The sequence below is a fragment of the Streptomyces sp. NPDC029164 genome (assembly GCF_055563995.1).
Map to the genome: position 1 here is coordinate 42,293 of NZ_JBVHWW010000025.1, position 17,692 is coordinate 59,984.

The window sequence follows — 17,692 nt, forward strand, 5'->3', positions numbered from 1 at the left end:
CCCTTTGCCGTAGGCCCCATTGACATGAGCATGGGCCGGTCTTGAGTCTGGCGTCCAAACGCTTTCGTGGCAGACGACGCCCAGGGGGGCATATGAGGCACCGTGCGAGATCGATCCTCGCCGCAAGCGCACTCGTCTTCGCAACCACACTCGCCGCGCTGCCCGCGGCGGCCCAGGCCCAGCCCGGTTCCGGCACCGCGTCCGGGGCCGACGAGGTGCGGGTCTACGACGCCGACATCACCCGCGAACAGGTCCCGCTCGTCCTCGCCGCCGGCCAGGACGCCCACGAGCTCAGCGAGCGCGCCCCGGAGAGCGGGACCGCCCGGGTCGAGCTCTTCCTCACCGGCGGCCAGGCCAGGGAGCTCGCCGCCCAGGGCGTCAAGCTCGCCGAGCGGAAGATCGGCGCCCAGGGGCTGGCCCGTGCCAAGGCCGCCGGCGAGGGCGTGTTCCGTCCGTACAGCGGCAAGGGCGGTCTCCAGGAGGAGATCCTGCGCACGGCGCAGGAGAACCCGGCGCTCACCAAGGTCGTCTCCATCGGCAAGACCGTCCAGGGCAAGGACATCCTCGCCCTCAAGGTCAGCAAGAACGCCAAGAGGACCAAGGACGGCGCCAAGCCCTCCGTGCTCTACATGTCCAACCAGCACGCCCGTGAGTGGATCACCCCCGAGATGACCCGGCGGCTGATGCACCACACGATCGACAACTACGGCAAGGACCAGCGGATCACCCGGCTGGTGGACTCCACCGAGCTGTGGTTCCTGCTCTCGGCCAACCCGGACGGGTACGACTTCACGCACGCGCCGGACGGCGAGCGGCTGTGGCGCAAGAACCTGCGCGACAACAACGGCGACGGCAAGATCACCGCCGGCGACGGGATCGACCTCAACCGCAACTTCGCCTTCAAGTGGGGCTACGACAACGAGGGCTCCTCGCCGAACCAGGCGAGCGAGACCTACCGCGGCCCGAAGGCCTCCTCCGAGCCCGAGACCACCGCCCTCGACGCCTTCGAGAGGCGCATCGGCTTCGACTACGCCATCAACTACCACTCCGCCGCCGAGCTGCTGCTCTACGGCGTGGGCTGGCAGGTGGCCACGCCCACCCCCGACGACGTCGCCTACGAGGCGCTCGCCGGCACCCCGGAGAACCCCGCGGTCCCCGGCTACTACCCGCAGCTCTCCTCCGAGCTCTACACCACGAACGGCGAGGCCGACGGCCACGCCTCCAACGTCAACGGCGTCATGATGTTCACGCCGGAGATGACCACCTGTCAGACCGCTTCGGCGGCCGACCCGAACGACCAGTGGAAGCCCGAGGACTGCGCCTCCGGCTTCAACTTCCCGGACGACGAGAAGCTCATCCAGGCGGAGTTCGCCAAGAACGTCCCCTTCGCCCTGTCCGTGGCCGAGAGCGCCGAGCACCCCGACCAGCCGAAGTCCTCGTTGGGCCTGAAGGCCGCCGACTTCACCGTCGACCCCTTCACCACCTCCTACGTCGCCCGCGGCGAGGACCAGACGGTCTCCGTCACGGCCCGCAAGGCGCTGAAGGACAAGGAGCTCAACTTCCGGATCAACGGCGGCCGCACGCACGACGAGGAGCTCAAGGCCTGGAAGGGCGGCGAGACCTACGGCGGCGAGGACAACAACTGGTTCGACGAGTACCGCGCCAAGGTGGACGGCGCCAGGCCCGGCGACAAGGTGGAGGTCTGGTTCACCGGCCGCGACCGCTCCGGCAAGCAGGTCTCCAGTGAGCACTTCACGTACACCGTGGCCGAGCGGCCGCGCGCGGACGTCCTGGTGATCGCCGAGGAGGGGGCCAAGGCCCAGCACGCCCAGAGCTACGTCGACGCCCTGCGCGCCAACGGGAAGTCCGCGGCGGTCTGGGACGTGGCGACGCAGGGCGCCCCGCACCATCTGGGCGTGCTCTCGCACTTCCGTACGGCCGTTCACTACACCGGGGCCAAGACCCCCGGCGGTGACACCCAGCTCGCGGTGCGCGACTTCCTGAACGAGGGCGGCAAGCTGATCGAGGCCGGTGAGCTGGCGGGAGGCAACGCCCAGGTCGGCCGCGCCGTGACCAACGACTTCAGCCAGTACTGGCTCGGCGCGTACAGCCGGATCAGTACGCCCGGAGCGAGCGGCTTCACCGGCGCCGGCTCCCTGACCGGGGCGCAGGGCGGCCTCGGCGACGCCGAGGGCAACCCGCTGAACGCCCCCGGCGCCTACACCGTCACCTCCGAGAGCCTGGCCCCCGCGCAGTTCCCGCAGTTCACGAGCGTCCAGGCCGGCCGGTTCACCGGGGTCGTGAACCCGTACGCCCCCTACGCGGGCACCGGGATGGCCTCGGCCCTGCACGCGGACGACGACTGGAAGCGCCTCGTCCGCACGATCGACCTCACCGGGGTCACCGCGGCCGACCAGCCGCAGCTGAAGCTCGCCCTCAACTGGCACACCGAGGAGGGCTACGACCACGCCGCGCTGGAGGCCCGTACGGCCGGCGGCGACGACTGGACCACGCTGCCCGACAAGGGCGGCCTGAGCAGCACCACGGTGCCGGAGGAGTGCGCGGCCGGGTTCTTCATGAACGGCCACCCCTTCCTGCGGCGCTACCTCACCCTGGACTCCGGCGGCTGCACCGCCCAGGGCACCAGCGGCGCGTGGAACAGCTTCACCGGTTCCTCCGGCGGCTGGAAGCAGGTCTCCTTCGACCTGAGCGCGTACGCGGGCAAGACCGTCGAGGTCTCGCTCTCCTACATCACCGACCCGGGCTCGGGCGGCCGCGGCGTCTTCGCGGACGAGGCGCGGCTGTCCGTCGGCGGCGCGGAACAGGCCGTCGAGGGCTTCGAGTCGTCCCTCGGTGTCTGGACGGCACAGGGCGCACCCGCCGGAAGTCCCGATGTTCCCGGCGATTGGTCCCGGTCCGGCGAGCTGTTCAAGTCCTATGCGGCGGTCACTACCCGTGACACCGTCCTGCTGGGCTTCGGGCTGGAGCACGTGCCCGCCGCGGCGGACCGCGCCCTACTCGTCGGTAAGGCGCTGCGCACGCTGAACCGCTGATCGAAGGCCCGTTCGTCACTCACCCTGAGTGACCGGGACCAAAGTCCCCCGGTCCCGTTCCGGAGCGTCAGGAACGGGACCGGAGCGGGGGTCCCCCACGAAGTGGGGGGAGTGTCAGGCTCCGACCGATGTCACCCAAAAGCTCACGGAGAGGTAGGGTCGTAAGCGGTCGGGGACATCCCATTTCAGCTCGCCGGCGCACTAACCGGCGCACCAACGAGGAGATCGGTTCGTGACGATCCGCGTAGGCATCAACGGTTTTGGCCGCATTGGCCGCAACTATTTCCGGGCGCTCCTGGAGCAGGGAGCGGACATCGAGATCGTCGGTGTCAACGACCTGACTGACAACGCCACCCTGGTGCACCTTCTCAAGTACGACACCATCCTGGGCCGGCTGAAGCACGAGGTCAGCCACACCGACAGCAGCATCACCGTCGGTGGCCAGACCTTCAAGACCTTCGCCGAGCGCGACCCCGCGAACCTCCCCTGGGGTGAACTGGGCGCCGACATCGTCATCGAGTCGACCGGCATCTTCACCAAGAAGGCCGACGCCGCCAAGCACATCGCGGCCGGCGCGAAGAAGGTCCTCATCTCGGCTCCGGCCAAGGACGAGGACATCACCATCGTCATGGGCGTCAACCAGGACAAGTACGACGCGGCCAACCACCACGTCATCTCCAACGCCTCCTGCACCACCAACTGCGTGGCGCCGATGGCCAAGGTCCTCGACGAGAACTTCGGCATCGTCAAGGGCATGATGACGACGGTCCACGCGTACACGAACGACCAGCGCATCCTGGACTTCCCGCACTCGGACCTGCGTCGCGCCCGCGCCGCCGCCGAGAACATCATCCCGACCTCCACCGGCGCCGCCAAGGCCACCGCCCTGGTCCTGCCGCAGCTCAAGGGCAAGCTGGACGGCATCGCCATGCGCGTCCCGGTTCCGACCGGTTCGGTCACCGACCTGGTCCTGGAGCTCTCCCGCGAGACCACGGTGGAAGAGATCAACGCGGCCTTCCAGAAGGCCGCCGAGGGGCAGCTGAAGGGCATCCTCGACTACACCGAGGACGCGATCGTCTCCTCCGACATCGTGAACTGGCCCGCGTCCTGCACCTTCGACTCCTCCCTGACCATGGTCCAGGAAGGCACGCAGGTTAAGGTCGTCGGCTGGTACGACAACGAGTGGGGCTACTCCAACCGTCTCGTCGACCTCACCGTCTTCGTCGGCGGTCAGCTCTAAGCACATAGGCAAGGCACCACGATGTGAGCACAGGGTCCGAGCAGCGCGACGAAGCGCCGCACGGGCCCTGTTGCTTGCCTCGTTCTCCCTTCCTCGCCCTTCGAGCGAAGGGCACAAAGGAGTAGGTACACATGAAGACGATCGATGAACTCCTCGCCGAGGGCGTCAAGGGCAAGCGGGTCTTCGTCCGCGCGGACCTGAACGTCCCGCTGGCCGAAGGCACCATCACCGACGACGGCCGCATCCGCGCCGTCCAGCCCACGATCGCGAAGCTCGCCGCCGCCGGCGCCCGCGTCATCGTGGCCTCGCACCTGGGCCGCCCGAAGGGCACCGGCGTCGAGCCGGCCTTCTCGCTGGCCCCCGCCGCCACCCGCCTCGGCGAACTGCTCGGCGCGGACGTCGCCTTCGCCACCGACACCGTCGGGGCCTCCGCCAAGGAGACCATCGCGGCCCTCGCCGACGGCCGGGTGGCCGTCATCGAGAACCTGCGCTTCAACGCCGGTGAGACCTCGAAGGACGACGCCGAGCGCGGCGCCTTCGCGGACCAGCTCGCCGAGCTCGCCGACGTCTACGTCGGCGACGGCTTCGGCGCCGTCCACCGCAAGCACGCCTCGGTCTTCGACCTGCCCGCGCGCCTCCCGCACGCGGCCGGTTACCTCATCGCCACCGAGATCGGCGTCCTGAAGAAGCTCACCGCCGAGGTCGAGCGCCCGTACGTCGTGGTCCTCGGCGGTGCCAAGGTCTCCGACAAGCTGGACGTGATCGACGAGCTGCTCGGCAAGGCCGACCGCATCCTCATCGGCGGCGGCATGGCCTACACCTTCCTGTACGCCAAGGGCTACGAGGTCGGCATCTCCCTGCTCCAGAAGGACCAGGTGGACGTCGTCAAGGAGTACATGCAGCGCGCAGAGGACACCGGCGTCGAGCTGGTCCTCCCCGTCGACGTGCTGGTCTCCGCGGACTTCCCGGACCTGAAGACCAAGGCTCCGGCGACCTTCGAGACCGTCGACGCGGACAAGATCCCCGCCGACAAGGAGGGCCTGGACATCGGTCCCAGGACGCGCGAGCTGTACGCGTCGAAGATCGCCGACGCCAAGACCGTCTTCTGGAACGGCCCGGTCGGCGTGTTCGAGCACCCCGCCTACGCCGGCGGTACCACGGCCATCGCCCAGGCCCTGCTCGACAGCAGTGCCTTCACCGTCGTCGGCGGCGGAGACAGCGCCGCCGCGGTCCGCATCCTCGGCTTCGACGAGAATGCTTTCGGCCACATCTCGACCGGTGGCGGCGCCTCCCTCGAATACCTCGAGGGCAAGACGCTCCCCGGCCTCGCCGCCCTGGAGGGCTGACCCCTTATGTCTGACGCCGTAAACGGCCGTACCCCGCTGATGGCGGGCAACTGGAAGATGAACCTCAACCACCTCGAGGCCATCGCCCACGTCCAGAAGCTCGCCTTCGCCCTCGCCGACAAGGACTACGACGCCGTCGAGGTCGCGGTCCTGCCGCCCTTCGTCGACCTGCGCTCGGTCCAGACCCTGGTCGACGGCGACAAGCTGAAGATCAAGTACGGTGCCCAGGACCTGTCCGCGCACGACTCCGGCGCCTACACCGGCGAGATCTCCGGCTCCATGCTGGCGAAGCTGAAGTGCACGTACGTGGCCGTCGGCCACAGCGAGCGCCGCCAGTACCACGGCGAGTCCGACGAGATCTGCAACGCCAAGGTCAAGGCCGCCTACCGGCACGGGATCACCCCGATCCTGTGCGTCGGCGAGGGCCTGGACGTCCGCAAGGCCGGCCGGCAGGTCCCGTACACGCTGAGCCAGCTCGACGGCGGCCTCAAGGACGTCCCGGCCGAGCAGGTCGAGTCCATCGTGATCGCCTACGAGCCCGTCTGGGCCATCGGCACCGGCGAGGTCGCCACCCCCGACGACGCCCAGGAGGTCTGCGGGGCGATCCGCACCCGCCTCGCGGAGCTGTACTCGCAGGAGCTGGCCGACAAGGTCCGCATCCAGTACGGCGGCTCGGTGAAGGCCGGGAACATCGCGGCGATCATGGCGCAGCCCGACGTCGACGGCGCCCTGATCGGCGGCGCGGCGCTGGACGCGGAGGAGTTCGTCAAGATCGTCCGCTTCCGCGACCAGTGAGTATGCGGTAGGGCGGATCCGTCGTACCCTTGCGGGGGCCAGAGGCTGAACCATCAGCCACTGGCCCCCGCGCACATCCCGCAAAGCCGGAAAGCCTGAAAAAGCCAGAAAGTAGGAATCAGCCGTGATTATGGGGTTCTCGATCGCCCTGATCGTCTTCAGCGCCCTGCTGATGCTGCTCGTGCTGATGCACAAGGGCAAGGGCGGCGGCCTCTCCGACATGTTCGGCGGCGGAATGCAGTCGTCGGTCGGCGGTTCCTCCGTCGCGGAGCGCAACCTGGACCGCATCACCGTCGTCGTGGGTCTGCTGTGGTTCGCGTGCATCGTCGCGCTCGGTCTGCTGATGAAGTCGAGCAGCTGACCGTTCTGGCCATTCCGGCAGTCCTGTCGGTGGTGCCCGGCCTATCATGAGGTCCGGCGTTCATAGCGCGGAATCAGTAACTCCGCTCACTGGACGTGCGTTGGGCCTTACGTAGACTTGGGCGCTCCGCGGCGGAAATTCCACTCACACTCCGCGGCACCATCACGCAGGGAGTTACGACCGTGGCAAGTGGCAACGCGATCCGTGGTAGCCGGGTCGGAGCGGGGCCGATGGGTGAGGCAGAGCGCGGCGAGTCCGCGCCCCGCCTGCGCATCTCCTTCTGGTGCTCGAACGGGCACGAGACGCAGCCGAGCTTCGCCAGCGACGCGCAGGTGCCGGACACCTGGGATTGCCCGCGCTGCGGGTTCCCGGCCGGCCAGGACCGGGACAACCCGCCCGCGCCGCCGCGCACCGAACCGTACAAGACGCACCTGGCGTACGTACGGGAACGGCGCTCCGACGCCGACGGCGAGGCGATCCTCGCCGAGGCGCTCGCCAAACTCCGCGGCGAGATCTGACACCGCCCCGAATGTGTGACGTGAGGCCCGGCCCCCAGGAATCATCTCCTGCGGAGCCGGGCCTCTTTGTGTGCGTTGCGCCGCTTCTGATCCCTTAGGTTGGAGAACGGCGGGGCACGACAGGACGGAAGAAACGGGTTGATGTCCGAGATGAACGCAGACAGCAGGACGAAGCTCAACCGGACGCCGGAGTGGCTGGCACTCGGCAAGCACCGGGAGGAATTCGGGCAGACGCATCTGCGGGAGCTGTTCGAGGAGAATCCCGGCCGCGGCGCCGACTACACCCTGCGGGTCGGGGACCTGCACATCGACTACTCGAAGCACCTCGTGACCGACGAGACGCTCGCGCTCCTGCGCGAACTGGCCGCGGCCACCGGCGTGGCCGAGCTGCGCGAGGCGATGTTCCGCGGCGAGAAGATCAACACGACCGAGGACCGGGCGGTCCTGCACACCGCCCTGCGCGCGCCCAGGGACGTCGTCGTCGAGGTGGACGGCGAGGACGTGGTCCCCGGCGTGCACGCCGTCCTGGACAAGATGGCGGCCTTCGCCGACCAGGTCAGGTCGGGGGAGTGGACCGGCTTCACCGGCAAGCGCATCAGGAACGTCGTCAACATCGGCATCGGCGGCTCCGACCTCGGTCCGGCCATGGCGTACGAGGCCCTGCGCGCCTTCGCCGACCGCGCGCTGACCGTGCGCTTCGTGTCCAACGTCGACGGCGCCGACCTGCACGAGGCCGTGCGGGACCTGGACCCGGCCGAGACGCTGTTCATCATCGCCTCCAAGACCTTCACCACCATCGAGACCATCACCAACGCCACTTCCGCGCGCGGCTGGCTGCTGGCCGGCCTCGGCGGCGACCAGGCGGCCGTGGCACGGCACTTCGTGGCGCTGTCGACCAACGCCGAGAAGGTCACCGACTTCGGCATCGATCCGGCCAACATGTTCGAGTTCTGGGACTGGGTCGGCGGCCGCTACTCCTTCGACTCGGCCATCGGCCTCTCCCTGATGATCGCGATCGGTCCCGGCGCCTTCCGCGACCTGCTGGCCGGCTTCCGCCTGATGGACCAGCACTTCCGCACGGCGCCGCCGGAGGAGAACGCGCCGCTCCTGATGGGCCTGTTGGGGATCTGGTACGGCGCCTTCTTCGACGCGCAGTCGCACGCCGTGCTCCCGTACAGCCACTACCTCTCGCGCTTCACCGCGTACTTGCAGCAGTTGGACATGGAGTCAAACGGCAAGTCCGTGGACCGCGACGGCAATCCGGTGGAGTGGCAGACGGGCCCGGTGGTCTGGGGCACGCCGGGCACCAACGGGCAGCACGCCTACTACCAGCTGCTCCACCAGGGCACGAAGGTGATCCCCGCCGACTTCATCGGCTTCGCGAAGCCGGTGGCCGAGCTGGCGGCCGCCCCGGCGGCCCAGCACGACCTGCTGATGGCCAACTTCTTCGCGCAGACCCAGGCGCTGGCCTTCGGCAAGACGGCGGACGAGGTGCGCGCCGAAGGGACCCCGGAATCGCTGGTCCCGCACAAGACCTTCCACGGGAACCACCCGACGACCACCATCCTGGCGACCGAGCTCACCCCCGGGGTGCTGGGCCAGCTGATCGCGCTCTACGAGCACAAGGTGTTCGTCCAGGGCGCGGTGTGGAACATCGACTCCTTCGACCAGTGGGGCGTCGAGCTCGGCAAGGTGCTCGCCAAGCGCGTCGAGCCCGCCCTGACCGAGGGCGTGGACGTCGAGGGTCTCGACGCCTCGACGAAGGCCCTCGTGGCCACGTACCGGAAGCTGCGCGGCCGCAGCTGACGGCCGGACGACCGAAGGGCCCGCCTTAGAGGCGGGCCCTTCGGGTCGTACGGGGTCAGGAAGAGGCCGGGGGGTACATCCCGGTCGGGAGCTTCGCCGCCGCCGCGCGGTCCAGGAGCCACAGGGTGCGGGAGCGGCCGTACGCCTCCGCGGCCGGGGCCTGCACCCCGCCGGCCCCGCCGAGGGCGATGGACACCGCGCCGGCCTTGTCCTCGCCGGCCGCCAGCAGCCAGACCTCACGGGCCGCCCGGATCGCCGGGAGCGTCAGCGAGATGCGGGTGGGCGGGGGCTTCGGGGCGCCGTGGACGCCGACCACCGTCCGCTCGCTCTCGCGGGCCGCCGGGTGCTCCGGGAAGAGCGAGGCCACGTGCGTGTCCGGGCCCACGCCCAGCATCAGCACGTCGAAGCGCGGCACCGGGCCGTGGTCCTCGGGGCCTGCCGCCTTCGCCAGCTCGGCCGCGTAGGCGGCCGCGGCCGCGTCGACGTCGGCCCCGTACGGGCCGTCCGAGGCCGGCATCACGTGCACGCGGGCGGGGTCCACCGGGACCGAGTCCAGGAGGGCCTCGCGGGCCTGCGTGTGATTGCGCTCGGGGTCGTCGGCGGGGACGTACCGCTCGTCGCCCCACCAGAGGTCCAGGCGCGCCCAGTCGACGGCGTCGCGGGCGGGGGCGGCGGCCAGTGCGGCGAGGAGGCCGTTGCCGTTGCGCCCGCCGGTGAGGACCACGGACGCCGTGCCGCGGGCCGCCTGCGCGTCCACGATCTTCGTGATGAGCCGGGCCGCGGTGGCCTGGGCCATCAGTTCCTTGTCCCGGTGGACGACGACCTGGGGAGTCGTCATACCCATGTGCTGCCGCCTTCTTTGGTAGTGCGGGTGGGCGGGGCGGGGTGCCGCTGCGCGGAGCCTTTCCCCCACCCCGCCCCTTCCCGAAACCGGGGGCTCCGCCCCGGACCCCCGCGCCTCAAACGCCGGCGAGGCTGAATCTTCCAGCCGTCCGGCGTTTGAGGACCGGGGTCTGGGGCGGAGCACCGGGAAACGGTGAAAGGGCGGGGTGGGGGAGAGCCCCGCAGGGCCCGGTTACTTGTTCGCGGCCTTCTTCGACGGCTTGGCCGCCGGCTTCGGGGCCTCCGGCTTGGCCTCGGCCTCCGCCTTGGCGGGGGCTTCGGCCTGGGCCGGGGGAGCCGGCGCAGCCGACGGCTGCAGCTTCGCCACGCCGAACTTCAGTGCGGACTCGTACGTGTTGTCCGGGTCCAGCCGGCGCAGCTCCTCCGCCAGGAGCTCGGCCGTGTCGCGGCGCTTGAGCGCCACCGCACGGTCGGGCTGCCCCGGCATGCACAGCGTGGCCAGGGCCCCGTCCGCGCGGTCCAGGACGATGTCGCCGTCCTTGGTCGACAGGCGTACCGCCGTCAGGCCGGGGCCCGAGGACAGCGTGCGCGTGACCGGGACGTTGAGCCGGTCCGCCAGCCACATGGCCAGCAGCTCGCAGCTCGGGTTCTCGTCCTCGCCCTCGACGGTCGCCGAGGCGACCGAGAGGTTCTGCTGGTCCAGTGCGGCGGCCAGCATGGAGCGCCACGGGGTGATGCGGGTCCAGGACAGGTCCGTGTCCCCCGGGGCGTACGACGCCCCCCGGGCGCTGAGTTCCCGGATCGGGTTCTCGCACGAGTACGTGTCCGAGATCCGGCGCTGGCCCAGCGTCCCCAGCGGATCGCCCGCCAGGTCCTGGGGTGCACCGTCCGGCCACCAGACGACCACCGGGGCGTCCGGCAGGAGCAGCGGGAGAACCACCGACTGGGCGTGGTCGACCAGTTCGCCGTGAAGGCGGAGCACGACCGTCTCACCGCTGCCGGAGTCCGCCCCGACGCGGATCTCCGCGTCGAGCCGGGCGTCGCGGCGGCTGCGCGGCGAGCGGCTGGCCCGCTTGATGACGACGACGATCCGCGAGGGGTGTTCGTGGGACGCGTCGTTCGCCGACTTGAGCGCGTCGTACGCGTTCTCCTCGTCGGTCACGATCACCAGCGTGAGGACCATGCCGATGGCCGGCGTGCCGATGTCCCGGCGTGCCTGCACCATCGCGGCATTGATCTTGCTGGAGTTGGTCTCCGTGAGGTCGATCTTCATGGCCGGCGCCAGCTCCGTCCGTCTCGTGCGAGCATCTCGTCCGCCTCGACCGGACCCCAGGTGCCCGCCGGGTACTGCGCGGGCTTGCCGTGCTTGTCCCAGTACTCCTCGATCGGGTCGAGGATGTTCCAGGACAGCTCGACTTCCTGGTGACGCGGGAAGAGGTTCGCGTCGCCGAGGAGCACGTCGAGGATGAGCCGCTCGTACGCCTCGGGGCTCGACTCCGTGAAGGACTCGCCGTAGGCGAAGTCCATCGTGACGTCCCGGACCTCCATGGAGGTGCCCGGAACCTTGGAACCGAAGCGGACCGTGACGCCCTCGTCCGGCTGGACCCGGATGACCAGCGCGTTCTGCCCCAGCTCCTCGGTCGCGCCCGACTCGAACGGCAGGTACGGGGCACGCTTGAAGACCACGGCGATCTCGGTCACCCGGCGGCCCAGGCGCTTGCCCGTCCGCAGGTAGAAGGGAACGCCCGCCCAGCGGCGGTTGTTGATCTCCAGCCGGACGGCCGCGTAGGTGTCGGTCTTCGACTTGGGGTCGATGCCGTCCTCTTCGAGGTACCCGACGACCTTCTCGCCGCCCTGCCACGCGCCCGAGTACTGGCCGCGCACGGTGTGCTTGCCCAGGTCCTCGGGGAGCTCGACGGCCGTGAGGACCTTGAGCTTCTCCGCCACCAGCGCCTTGGGGTGGAAGGAGCCGGGCTCCTCCATCGCGGTGAGCGCCAGCAGCTGCAGCAGGTGGTTCTGGATGACGTCACGGGCCGCGCCGATGCCGTCGTAGTACCCGGCCCGGCCGCCGATGCCGATGTCCTCGGCCATGGTGATCTGCACGTGGTCGACGTACGACCGGTTCCAGATCGGCTCGAACATGGTGTTGGCGAAGCGGAGCGCCAGGATGTTCTGGACGGTCTCCTTGCCGAGGTAGTGGTCGATCCGGAAGACCTCGTCACGGGGGAAGACCTCGTGAACGACCTTGTTGAGCTCCTCGGCGCTCTTCAGGTCGTGGCCGAAGGGCTTCTCGATGACGGCACGCCGCCAGGAGCCCTCCTTCTGCGCCAGCCCGTGGTTCTTGAGCTGCTGGACCACCTTGGGGAAGAACTTCGGCGGGACCGACAGGTAGAAGGCGAAGTTGCCGCCCGTGCCCTGCGCCTTGTCCAGGTCGTCGATCGTCGCCTTCAGGGTCTCGAAGGCCGCGTCGTCGTCGAAATCGCCCTGCACGAACCGGCAGCCCTGCACCAGCTGCTGCCAGACCTCCTCCCGGAAGGGGGTGCGCGAGTGCTGCTTGACGGCCTCGTACACCTCCTGGGCGAAGTCCTCGTGCTCCCACTCGCGGCGGGCGAACCCGATCAGCGAGAAGCCCGGCGGGAGCAGGCCGCGATTGGCCAGGTCGTAGATGGCAGGCATCAGCTTCTTGCGCGACAGGTCACCCGTAACGCCGAAAATGACCAGGCCGGACGGCCCCGCGATGCGCGGGAGCCGCCGGTCCTGTGCGTCACGAAGCGGGTTCGCTCCGTTCACAGACAAGGTGTTCAGGCCTCCGTGGGGGCAAGGCGCTCAAGCTCCGCCTCGGTCGACTTCAGCAGGTCGTTCCAGGACGCCTCGAACTTCTCGACGCCCTCGTCCTCGAGCAGCTGCACCACATCGTCGTACGAAATACCCAGCGCCGCGACCGCATCGAGCTCGGCGCGGGCCTGCTCGTAGGTGCCGCGCACGGTGTCACCCGTGATCCGGCCGTGGTCGGCGGCGGCCTCCAGGGTGGCCTCCGGCATGGTGTTCACCGTGTTCGGGGCGACCAGGTCGTCCACGTACAGGGTGTCCTTGTACGCCGGGTCCTTGACGCCCGTCGAGGCCCACAGCGGACGCTGCTTGTTGGCTCCGACGCGCTCCAGGGCGGTCCAGCGGTCCGAGGAGAAGACCTCCTCGTAGGCCTCGTAGGCCAGACGGGCGTTGGCGAGCGCCGCCTTGCCCTTGAGGGCCTTCGCCTCGTCGGTGCCGACCGCGTCCAGGCGCTTGTCGATCTCCGAGTCCACGCGGGACACGAAGAAGGAGGCGACCGAGTGGATCAGGGACAGGTCCAGGCCGGCGGCTTTGGCCTTCTCCAGGCCCGCCAGGTACGCGTCCATGACCTCGCGGTAGCGCTCCAGCGAGAAGATCAGCGTGACGTTGACGCTGATGCCCTTGCCGATGACCTCGGTGATCGCCGGCAGGCCGGCCTTGGTCGCCGGGATCTTGATGAGCGTGTTCGGGCGGTCCACCAGCCAGGCCAGCTGCCTGGCCTCGGCGATGGTCGCCGGGGTGCTGTGCGCCAGGCGCGGGTCGACCTCGATCGACACGCGGCCGTCCTGGCCGTCGGTGCGGTCGTAGACCGGGCGCAGGATGTCGGCGGCGTCGCGGACGTCCGCCGTGGTGATCATGCGCAGGGCCTCTTCCACCGTGACCTTGCGGGTCGCGAGGTCGGTGAGCTGCTGCTCGTAGCCCTCGCCGCCGCTGATGGCCTTCTGGAAGATCGCCGGGTTGGTGGTGACGCCGACCACGTGCGACTGGTCGATGAGCTCGGCCAGGTTGCCGGACGTGATGCGCTTGCGGGACAGGTCGTCCAGCCAGATCGCGACGCCTTCGTCGGAGAGGCGCTTGAGTGCGTCTGTCATGGGATTACATCTCCTACTTGGTTGCGTAACGGCGTCAGCGCGCGGCGGCGGCGAGGCGAACTGAATCGATGCTGGCCCGGGCGGCGGCCACCACGTTCTCGGGGGTGAACCCGAACTCGCGGAAGAGCACCTTCGCGTCGGCCGAGGCACCGAAGTGCTCCAGCGAGACGATCCGGCCGGCGTCGCCGACGTAGCGGTACCAGGTCAGGCCGATGCCCGCCTCGACCGCGACGCGGGCCTTCACCGACGGCGTCAGGACGCTGTCCTTGTAATCCTGGTCCTGCTCCTCGAACCACTCGACGGACGGCATCGAGACGACCCGGGTGGGAACGCCCTGGGCCTGGAGCTGCTCGCGGGCCTCGACGGCCACGTGCACTTCGGAGCCGGTGGCGATGAGGAGGACCTGCGCCGGACCGCCCTCGGCCTCGAACAGGACGTACCCGCCCTTGGCGGCGTCCTCGTTGCGCTCGTAGGTCGGCACGCCCTGGCGGGTGAGCGCGAGGCCGTGCGGGGCGCCCTTGCCGAAGACCTTGGTGTGGCGCTTGAGGATCTCGCGCCAGGCGATCGCGGTCTCGTTGGCGTCGGCCGGACGGACGACGTTCAGGCCCGGGATGGCGCGCAGCGAGGCGAGGTGCTCGACAGGCTGGTGCGTCGGGCCGTCCTCGCCGAGACCGATGGAGTCGTGCGTCCACACGTACGTCACCGGCAGGTGCATCAGCGACGACAGGCGCACGGCGTTGCGCATGTAGTCGGAGAACACCAGGAAGGTGCCGCCATAGATACGGGTGTGGCCGTGCAGGGCGATGCCGTTCATGGCCGCGGCCATGGCGTGCTCGCGGATGCCGAAGTGGATGGTGCGGCCGTACGGGTCGGCCTCCGGCAGCGGGTTGTCCTTCGGCAGGAACGAGGAGTTCTTGTCGATGGTGGTGTTGTTGGAGCCGGCCAGGTCGGCCGAGCCGCCCCACAGCTCCGGGATGACCGCGCCGAGGGCCTGGAGCACCTTGCCGGAGGCGGCGCGGGTGGCGACGGCCTTGCCGGCCTCGAAGACGGGGAGCTCGTCCTCCCAGCCCGCGGGCAGCTCGTTGGCGTTGATGCGGTCGAACGAGGCGGCGCGCTCCGGGTTGGCCGTGCGCCAGGCGGAGAAGTCCTTCTCCCAGGCGGCCTTGGCCTCGCGGCCGCGGTCCAGGGCCTTGCGGGTGTGCGCGATGACCTCGTCGGAGACCTCGAAGCTCTGCTCCGGGTCGAAGCCGAGGAGGCGCTTGGTGGCCGCGACCTCGTCGTCGCCGAGCGCCGAGCCGTGCGCGGCCTCGGTGTTCTGGGCGTGCGGGGCCGGCCAGGCGATGATCGAGCGGGCCGCGATGAAGGAGGGGCGCCCGGTCTCGGCCTTGGCGGCCTGGAGGGCGGCGAACAGCGCCTTCGGGTCGAGGTCGCCGTTCTCCTGCTGCGCGACGCGCTGGACGTGCCAGCCGTAGGCCTCGTAGCGCTTGATGGTGTCCTCGGAGACGGCCGTCTCCGTGTCACCCTCGATGGAGATGTGGTTGTCGTCCCAGAGCAGGACGAGGTTGCCGAGCTTCTGGTGGCCGGCCAGCGCGGACGCCTCGTGGGAGATGCCCTCCTGGAGGCAGCCGTCGCCCGCGATCGCGTAGACCATGTGGTCGAACGGGGAGGTGCCCGGGGCGGCCTCCGGGTCGAACAGGCCGCGCTCGTAGCGGGCGGCCATGGCCATGCCCACCGCGTTGGCGACACCCTGGCCGAGGGGGCCGGTGGTGGTCTCCACGCCGGCCGTGTGGCCGTACTCCGGGTGACCGGGGGTCTTGGAACCCCACGTGCGGAACGCCTTGAGGTCGTCCAGTTCGAGCCCGAACCCGCCGAGGTACAGCTGGGTGTAGAGCGTCAGGGACGAGTGCCCCGCGGAGAGCACGAAGCGGTCGCGGCCCACCCACTCGGGGTCCGCCGGGTCGTGCCGCATCACCTTCTGGAAGAGGGTGTACGCGGCGGGGGCCAGGCTCATCGCCGTACCGGGGTGGCCGTTTCCGACCTTCTGGACCGCGTCAGCGGCCAGGATGCGGGCGGTGTCGACGGCCCGCTGGTCCAGTTCGGTCCACTCGAGCTCTGTGGTGGTCGGCTTGGTGCTCACCGTGGGTCAGGGCTCCTCTCCACATGTATGAATCCCGGTGACGAACGGTGCACCGGCGCGATTCCGAGCCTACCCCCGCAACGGCGTGCAGCTATTCGAGTGCACGCAGTCCGTCACCGCGCCGCCGACCGGTGTTCACCCGCTCACGGGGGGCCGGAGCGCGTCGTCCCCCGTAGGTATGCACGGTCCGATCGGCCCAACACGAGGCGACCCCGGCGCGGGGCGACGTAAGCGCAACGTCTACAGTGGCGTGGTACGCGCAAGCCTTAACCGGGCCTTCATCTTCGTGGTGGTCCGAGTCGTAGCTTGCTGGATTCTCTCTCAGGGGTGTGCGTGACGGCCGTCGAATCCCGTCCAGCGGCGGTGCTCGGGACGAGCCCCGGTCACCGGCCGTTCGGGGCCCGCGTCATGGCTTTCGTGGCATTGACCAAGCCGCGGATCATCGAACTTCTGCTGATCACCACAGTGCCGGTGATGTTCCTCGCCGAGCAGGGCGTGCCGTCCCTGTGGCTGGTCCTCGTGACCTGCTTCGGCGGCTACTTGTCCGCGGGCGGCGCCAATGCGCTGAACATGTACATCGACCGCGACATCGACGCGCTGATGGACCGGACCTCGCAGCGCCCGCTGGTGACCGGCATGGTCAGCCCGCGGGAGTGCCTGGCCTTCGGCCTCACCCTCGCGGTGGTCTCCACCCTGTTCTTCGGTTTCCTCGTCAACTGGCTGTCGGCGGCGCTGTCGCTCGGCGCGCTCCTCTTCTACGTCGTCGTCTACACGATGCTGCTGAAGCGGCGCACCGCCCAGAACATCGTCTGGGGCGGCATCGCGGGCTGCATGCCGGTGCTCATCGGCTGGTCCTCGGTCACGAACGAGGTCTCCTGGGCCGCGGTCGTCCTCTTCCTCGTCATCTTCTTCTGGACGCCGCCGCACTACTGGCCGCTGTCGATGAAGGTGAAGGACGACTACGCGCGCGCCGGCGTGCCGATGCTGCCCGTCGTGGCCGGCAGCAAGGCCGTGGCGAGCCAGATCGTCCTCTACAGCTGGGTGATGGTGGCGGTCTCGCTGCTGCTGACCCCGATGGGGTACACCGGCTGGTTCTACACCTCGGTCGCGCTGGTCTCCGGCGGCTGGTGGCTGTGGGAGGCCCACGCGCTGCACGCGCGGGCCAAGGCGGGCGTGACGGGCGCGAAGCTCAAGGAGATGCGCCTGTTCCACTGGTCGATCACCTACGTGTCGCTGCTGTTCGTGGCGGTGGCCGTGGATCCCTTCCTCCGCTGATTACTCGCCGGTAGCATGCCCTCCATGGGAGACACCGCAGACACCGCAGCCGCCGCAGGCGCCGCGGACAAGAAGCAGGACCGTACGGCGGCGAAGCTCGCCAAGCAGATCGGCGCCTTCGCCAGGAAGCACGGGGGCGCCGAGGGCCAGCTCGCCCACCTCGGGCAGGCCGGGACCCGGATCGTGCTCGTGGGAACGGACGGCGGCTGGGGCGACCTGGTGGCGCCGACGTTCGCCGTGGCGCGGCTGGCCGCCGAGAAGGCCGGGCTGACCCTCCACGAGGAGTTCGACGGGGAGTTCGCCGCGCGCGTGCGCACCGGCCCGTACGAGTGGACGCGGATGGCCGGCATCCAGCTCGGCGGACACGAGAACCAGGTTCTCGGTCAACAGCGCTAGCA

14 protein-coding genes are annotated in these 17,692 nt (G+C 69.7%); 9 read left to right on the top strand and 5 right to left on the bottom strand.

The features are described 5' to 3' along the window. The first annotated feature begins 92 nt into the window (after positions 1-92). The 7 genes from ACZ4VT_RS23695 (at position 93) to pgi (ending at position 9,119) form a co-directional block, all read left to right on the top strand. On the top strand, positions 93-3,053 hold the full coding sequence (locus ACZ4VT_RS23695) for a M14 family metallopeptidase (protein WP_467952449.1): 2,961 nt from the start codon (positions 93-95) through the stop codon (positions 3,051-3,053). A 232-nt stretch (positions 3,054-3,285) separates the two neighbouring features. Then, the gene (gene gap, locus ACZ4VT_RS23700; RefSeq protein WP_351291391.1) at positions 3,286-4,293 is read left to right on the top strand and encodes a type I glyceraldehyde-3-phosphate dehydrogenase; all 1,008 of its coding nucleotides are present in this window, start codon (positions 3,286-3,288) and stop codon (positions 4,291-4,293) included. A 131-nt stretch (positions 4,294-4,424) separates the two neighbouring features. Beyond that, positions 4,425-5,639, top strand: a complete 1,215-nt coding sequence (locus ACZ4VT_RS23705; RefSeq protein ID WP_467952451.1) for a phosphoglycerate kinase — start codon at positions 4,425-4,427, stop codon at positions 5,637-5,639. 6 nt (positions 5,640-5,645) lie between these two features. After that, positions 5,646-6,434 (top strand): triose-phosphate isomerase, encoded by a 789-nt coding sequence (gene tpiA, locus ACZ4VT_RS23710; RefSeq protein WP_467952452.1) that lies wholly within the window; start codon positions 5,646-5,648, stop codon positions 6,432-6,434. A 130-nt stretch (positions 6,435-6,564) separates the two neighbouring features. Then, positions 6,565-6,795, top strand: coding sequence for a preprotein translocase subunit SecG (secG, locus tag ACZ4VT_RS23715; protein WP_030388924.1), 231 nt, complete (start codon positions 6,565-6,567; stop codon positions 6,793-6,795). 182 nt (positions 6,796-6,977) lie between these two features. Next, positions 6,978-7,313 carry an RNA polymerase-binding protein RbpA gene (locus ACZ4VT_RS23720; protein WP_010352468.1) on the top strand — a complete coding sequence of 112 codons (336 nt, stop codon included), beginning with the start codon at positions 6,978-6,980 and terminating at the stop codon, positions 7,311-7,313. A gap of 150 nt (positions 7,314-7,463) precedes the next feature. Then, positions 7,464-9,119 (top strand): glucose-6-phosphate isomerase, encoded by a 1,656-nt coding sequence (pgi, locus tag ACZ4VT_RS23725; protein WP_467952566.1) that lies wholly within the window; start codon positions 7,464-7,466, stop codon positions 9,117-9,119. 55 nt (positions 9,120-9,174) lie between these two features. On the opposite strand, the gene pgl is transcribed toward pgi, so the two are convergent. The 5 genes from pgl to tkt all read right to left on the bottom strand — a co-directional run bounded on the left by pgl (position 9,175) and on the right by tkt (position 16,019). Continuing rightward, positions 9,175-9,957 (bottom strand): 6-phosphogluconolactonase, encoded by a 783-nt coding sequence (pgl, locus tag ACZ4VT_RS23730; RefSeq protein WP_388836163.1) that lies wholly within the window; start codon positions 9,955-9,957, stop codon positions 9,175-9,177. Between the two features lie 237 nt (positions 9,958-10,194). Beyond that, positions 10,195-11,235 carry a glucose-6-phosphate dehydrogenase assembly protein OpcA gene (gene opcA / locus ACZ4VT_RS23735; protein ID WP_467952454.1) on the bottom strand — a complete coding sequence of 347 codons (1,041 nt, stop codon included), beginning with the start codon at positions 11,233-11,235 and terminating at the stop codon, positions 10,195-10,197. Beyond that, the gene (zwf, locus tag ACZ4VT_RS23740) at positions 11,232-12,758 is read right to left on the bottom strand and encodes a glucose-6-phosphate dehydrogenase (RefSeq protein WP_376614137.1); all 1,527 of its coding nucleotides are present in this window, start codon (positions 12,756-12,758) and stop codon (positions 11,232-11,234) included. Before zwf ends, opcA begins: the two co-directional genes overlap by 4 nt. 5 nt (positions 12,759-12,763) lie before the next feature. Beyond that, positions 12,764-13,882: a transaldolase gene (gene tal / locus ACZ4VT_RS23745; protein WP_467952457.1), complete on the bottom strand. Its 1,119-nt coding sequence runs from the start codon at positions 13,880-13,882 to the stop codon at positions 12,764-12,766. Positions 13,883-13,916: 34 nt separating this feature from the next. After that, entirely contained in the window at positions 13,917-16,019 is a 2,103-nt protein-coding gene (tkt, locus tag ACZ4VT_RS23750) for a transketolase (protein ID WP_467952459.1), read from the bottom strand. Positions 16,020-16,346: 327 nt separating this feature from the next. Between tkt and ACZ4VT_RS23755 the strand changes: the two genes are divergently transcribed. Both ACZ4VT_RS23755 and ACZ4VT_RS23760 read left to right on the top strand, forming a co-directional pair. Next, on the top strand, positions 16,347-17,294 hold the full coding sequence (locus ACZ4VT_RS23755; RefSeq protein ID WP_467952568.1) for a heme o synthase: 948 nt from the start codon (positions 16,347-16,349) through the stop codon (positions 17,292-17,294). Between the two features lie 24 nt (positions 17,295-17,318). Beyond that, complete coding sequence (locus ACZ4VT_RS23760) at positions 17,319-17,690, top strand: hypothetical protein (RefSeq protein ID WP_467952460.1); 372 nt, start codon at positions 17,319-17,321, stop codon at positions 17,688-17,690. The last annotated feature ends 2 nt before the right edge of the window (positions 17,691-17,692 follow it).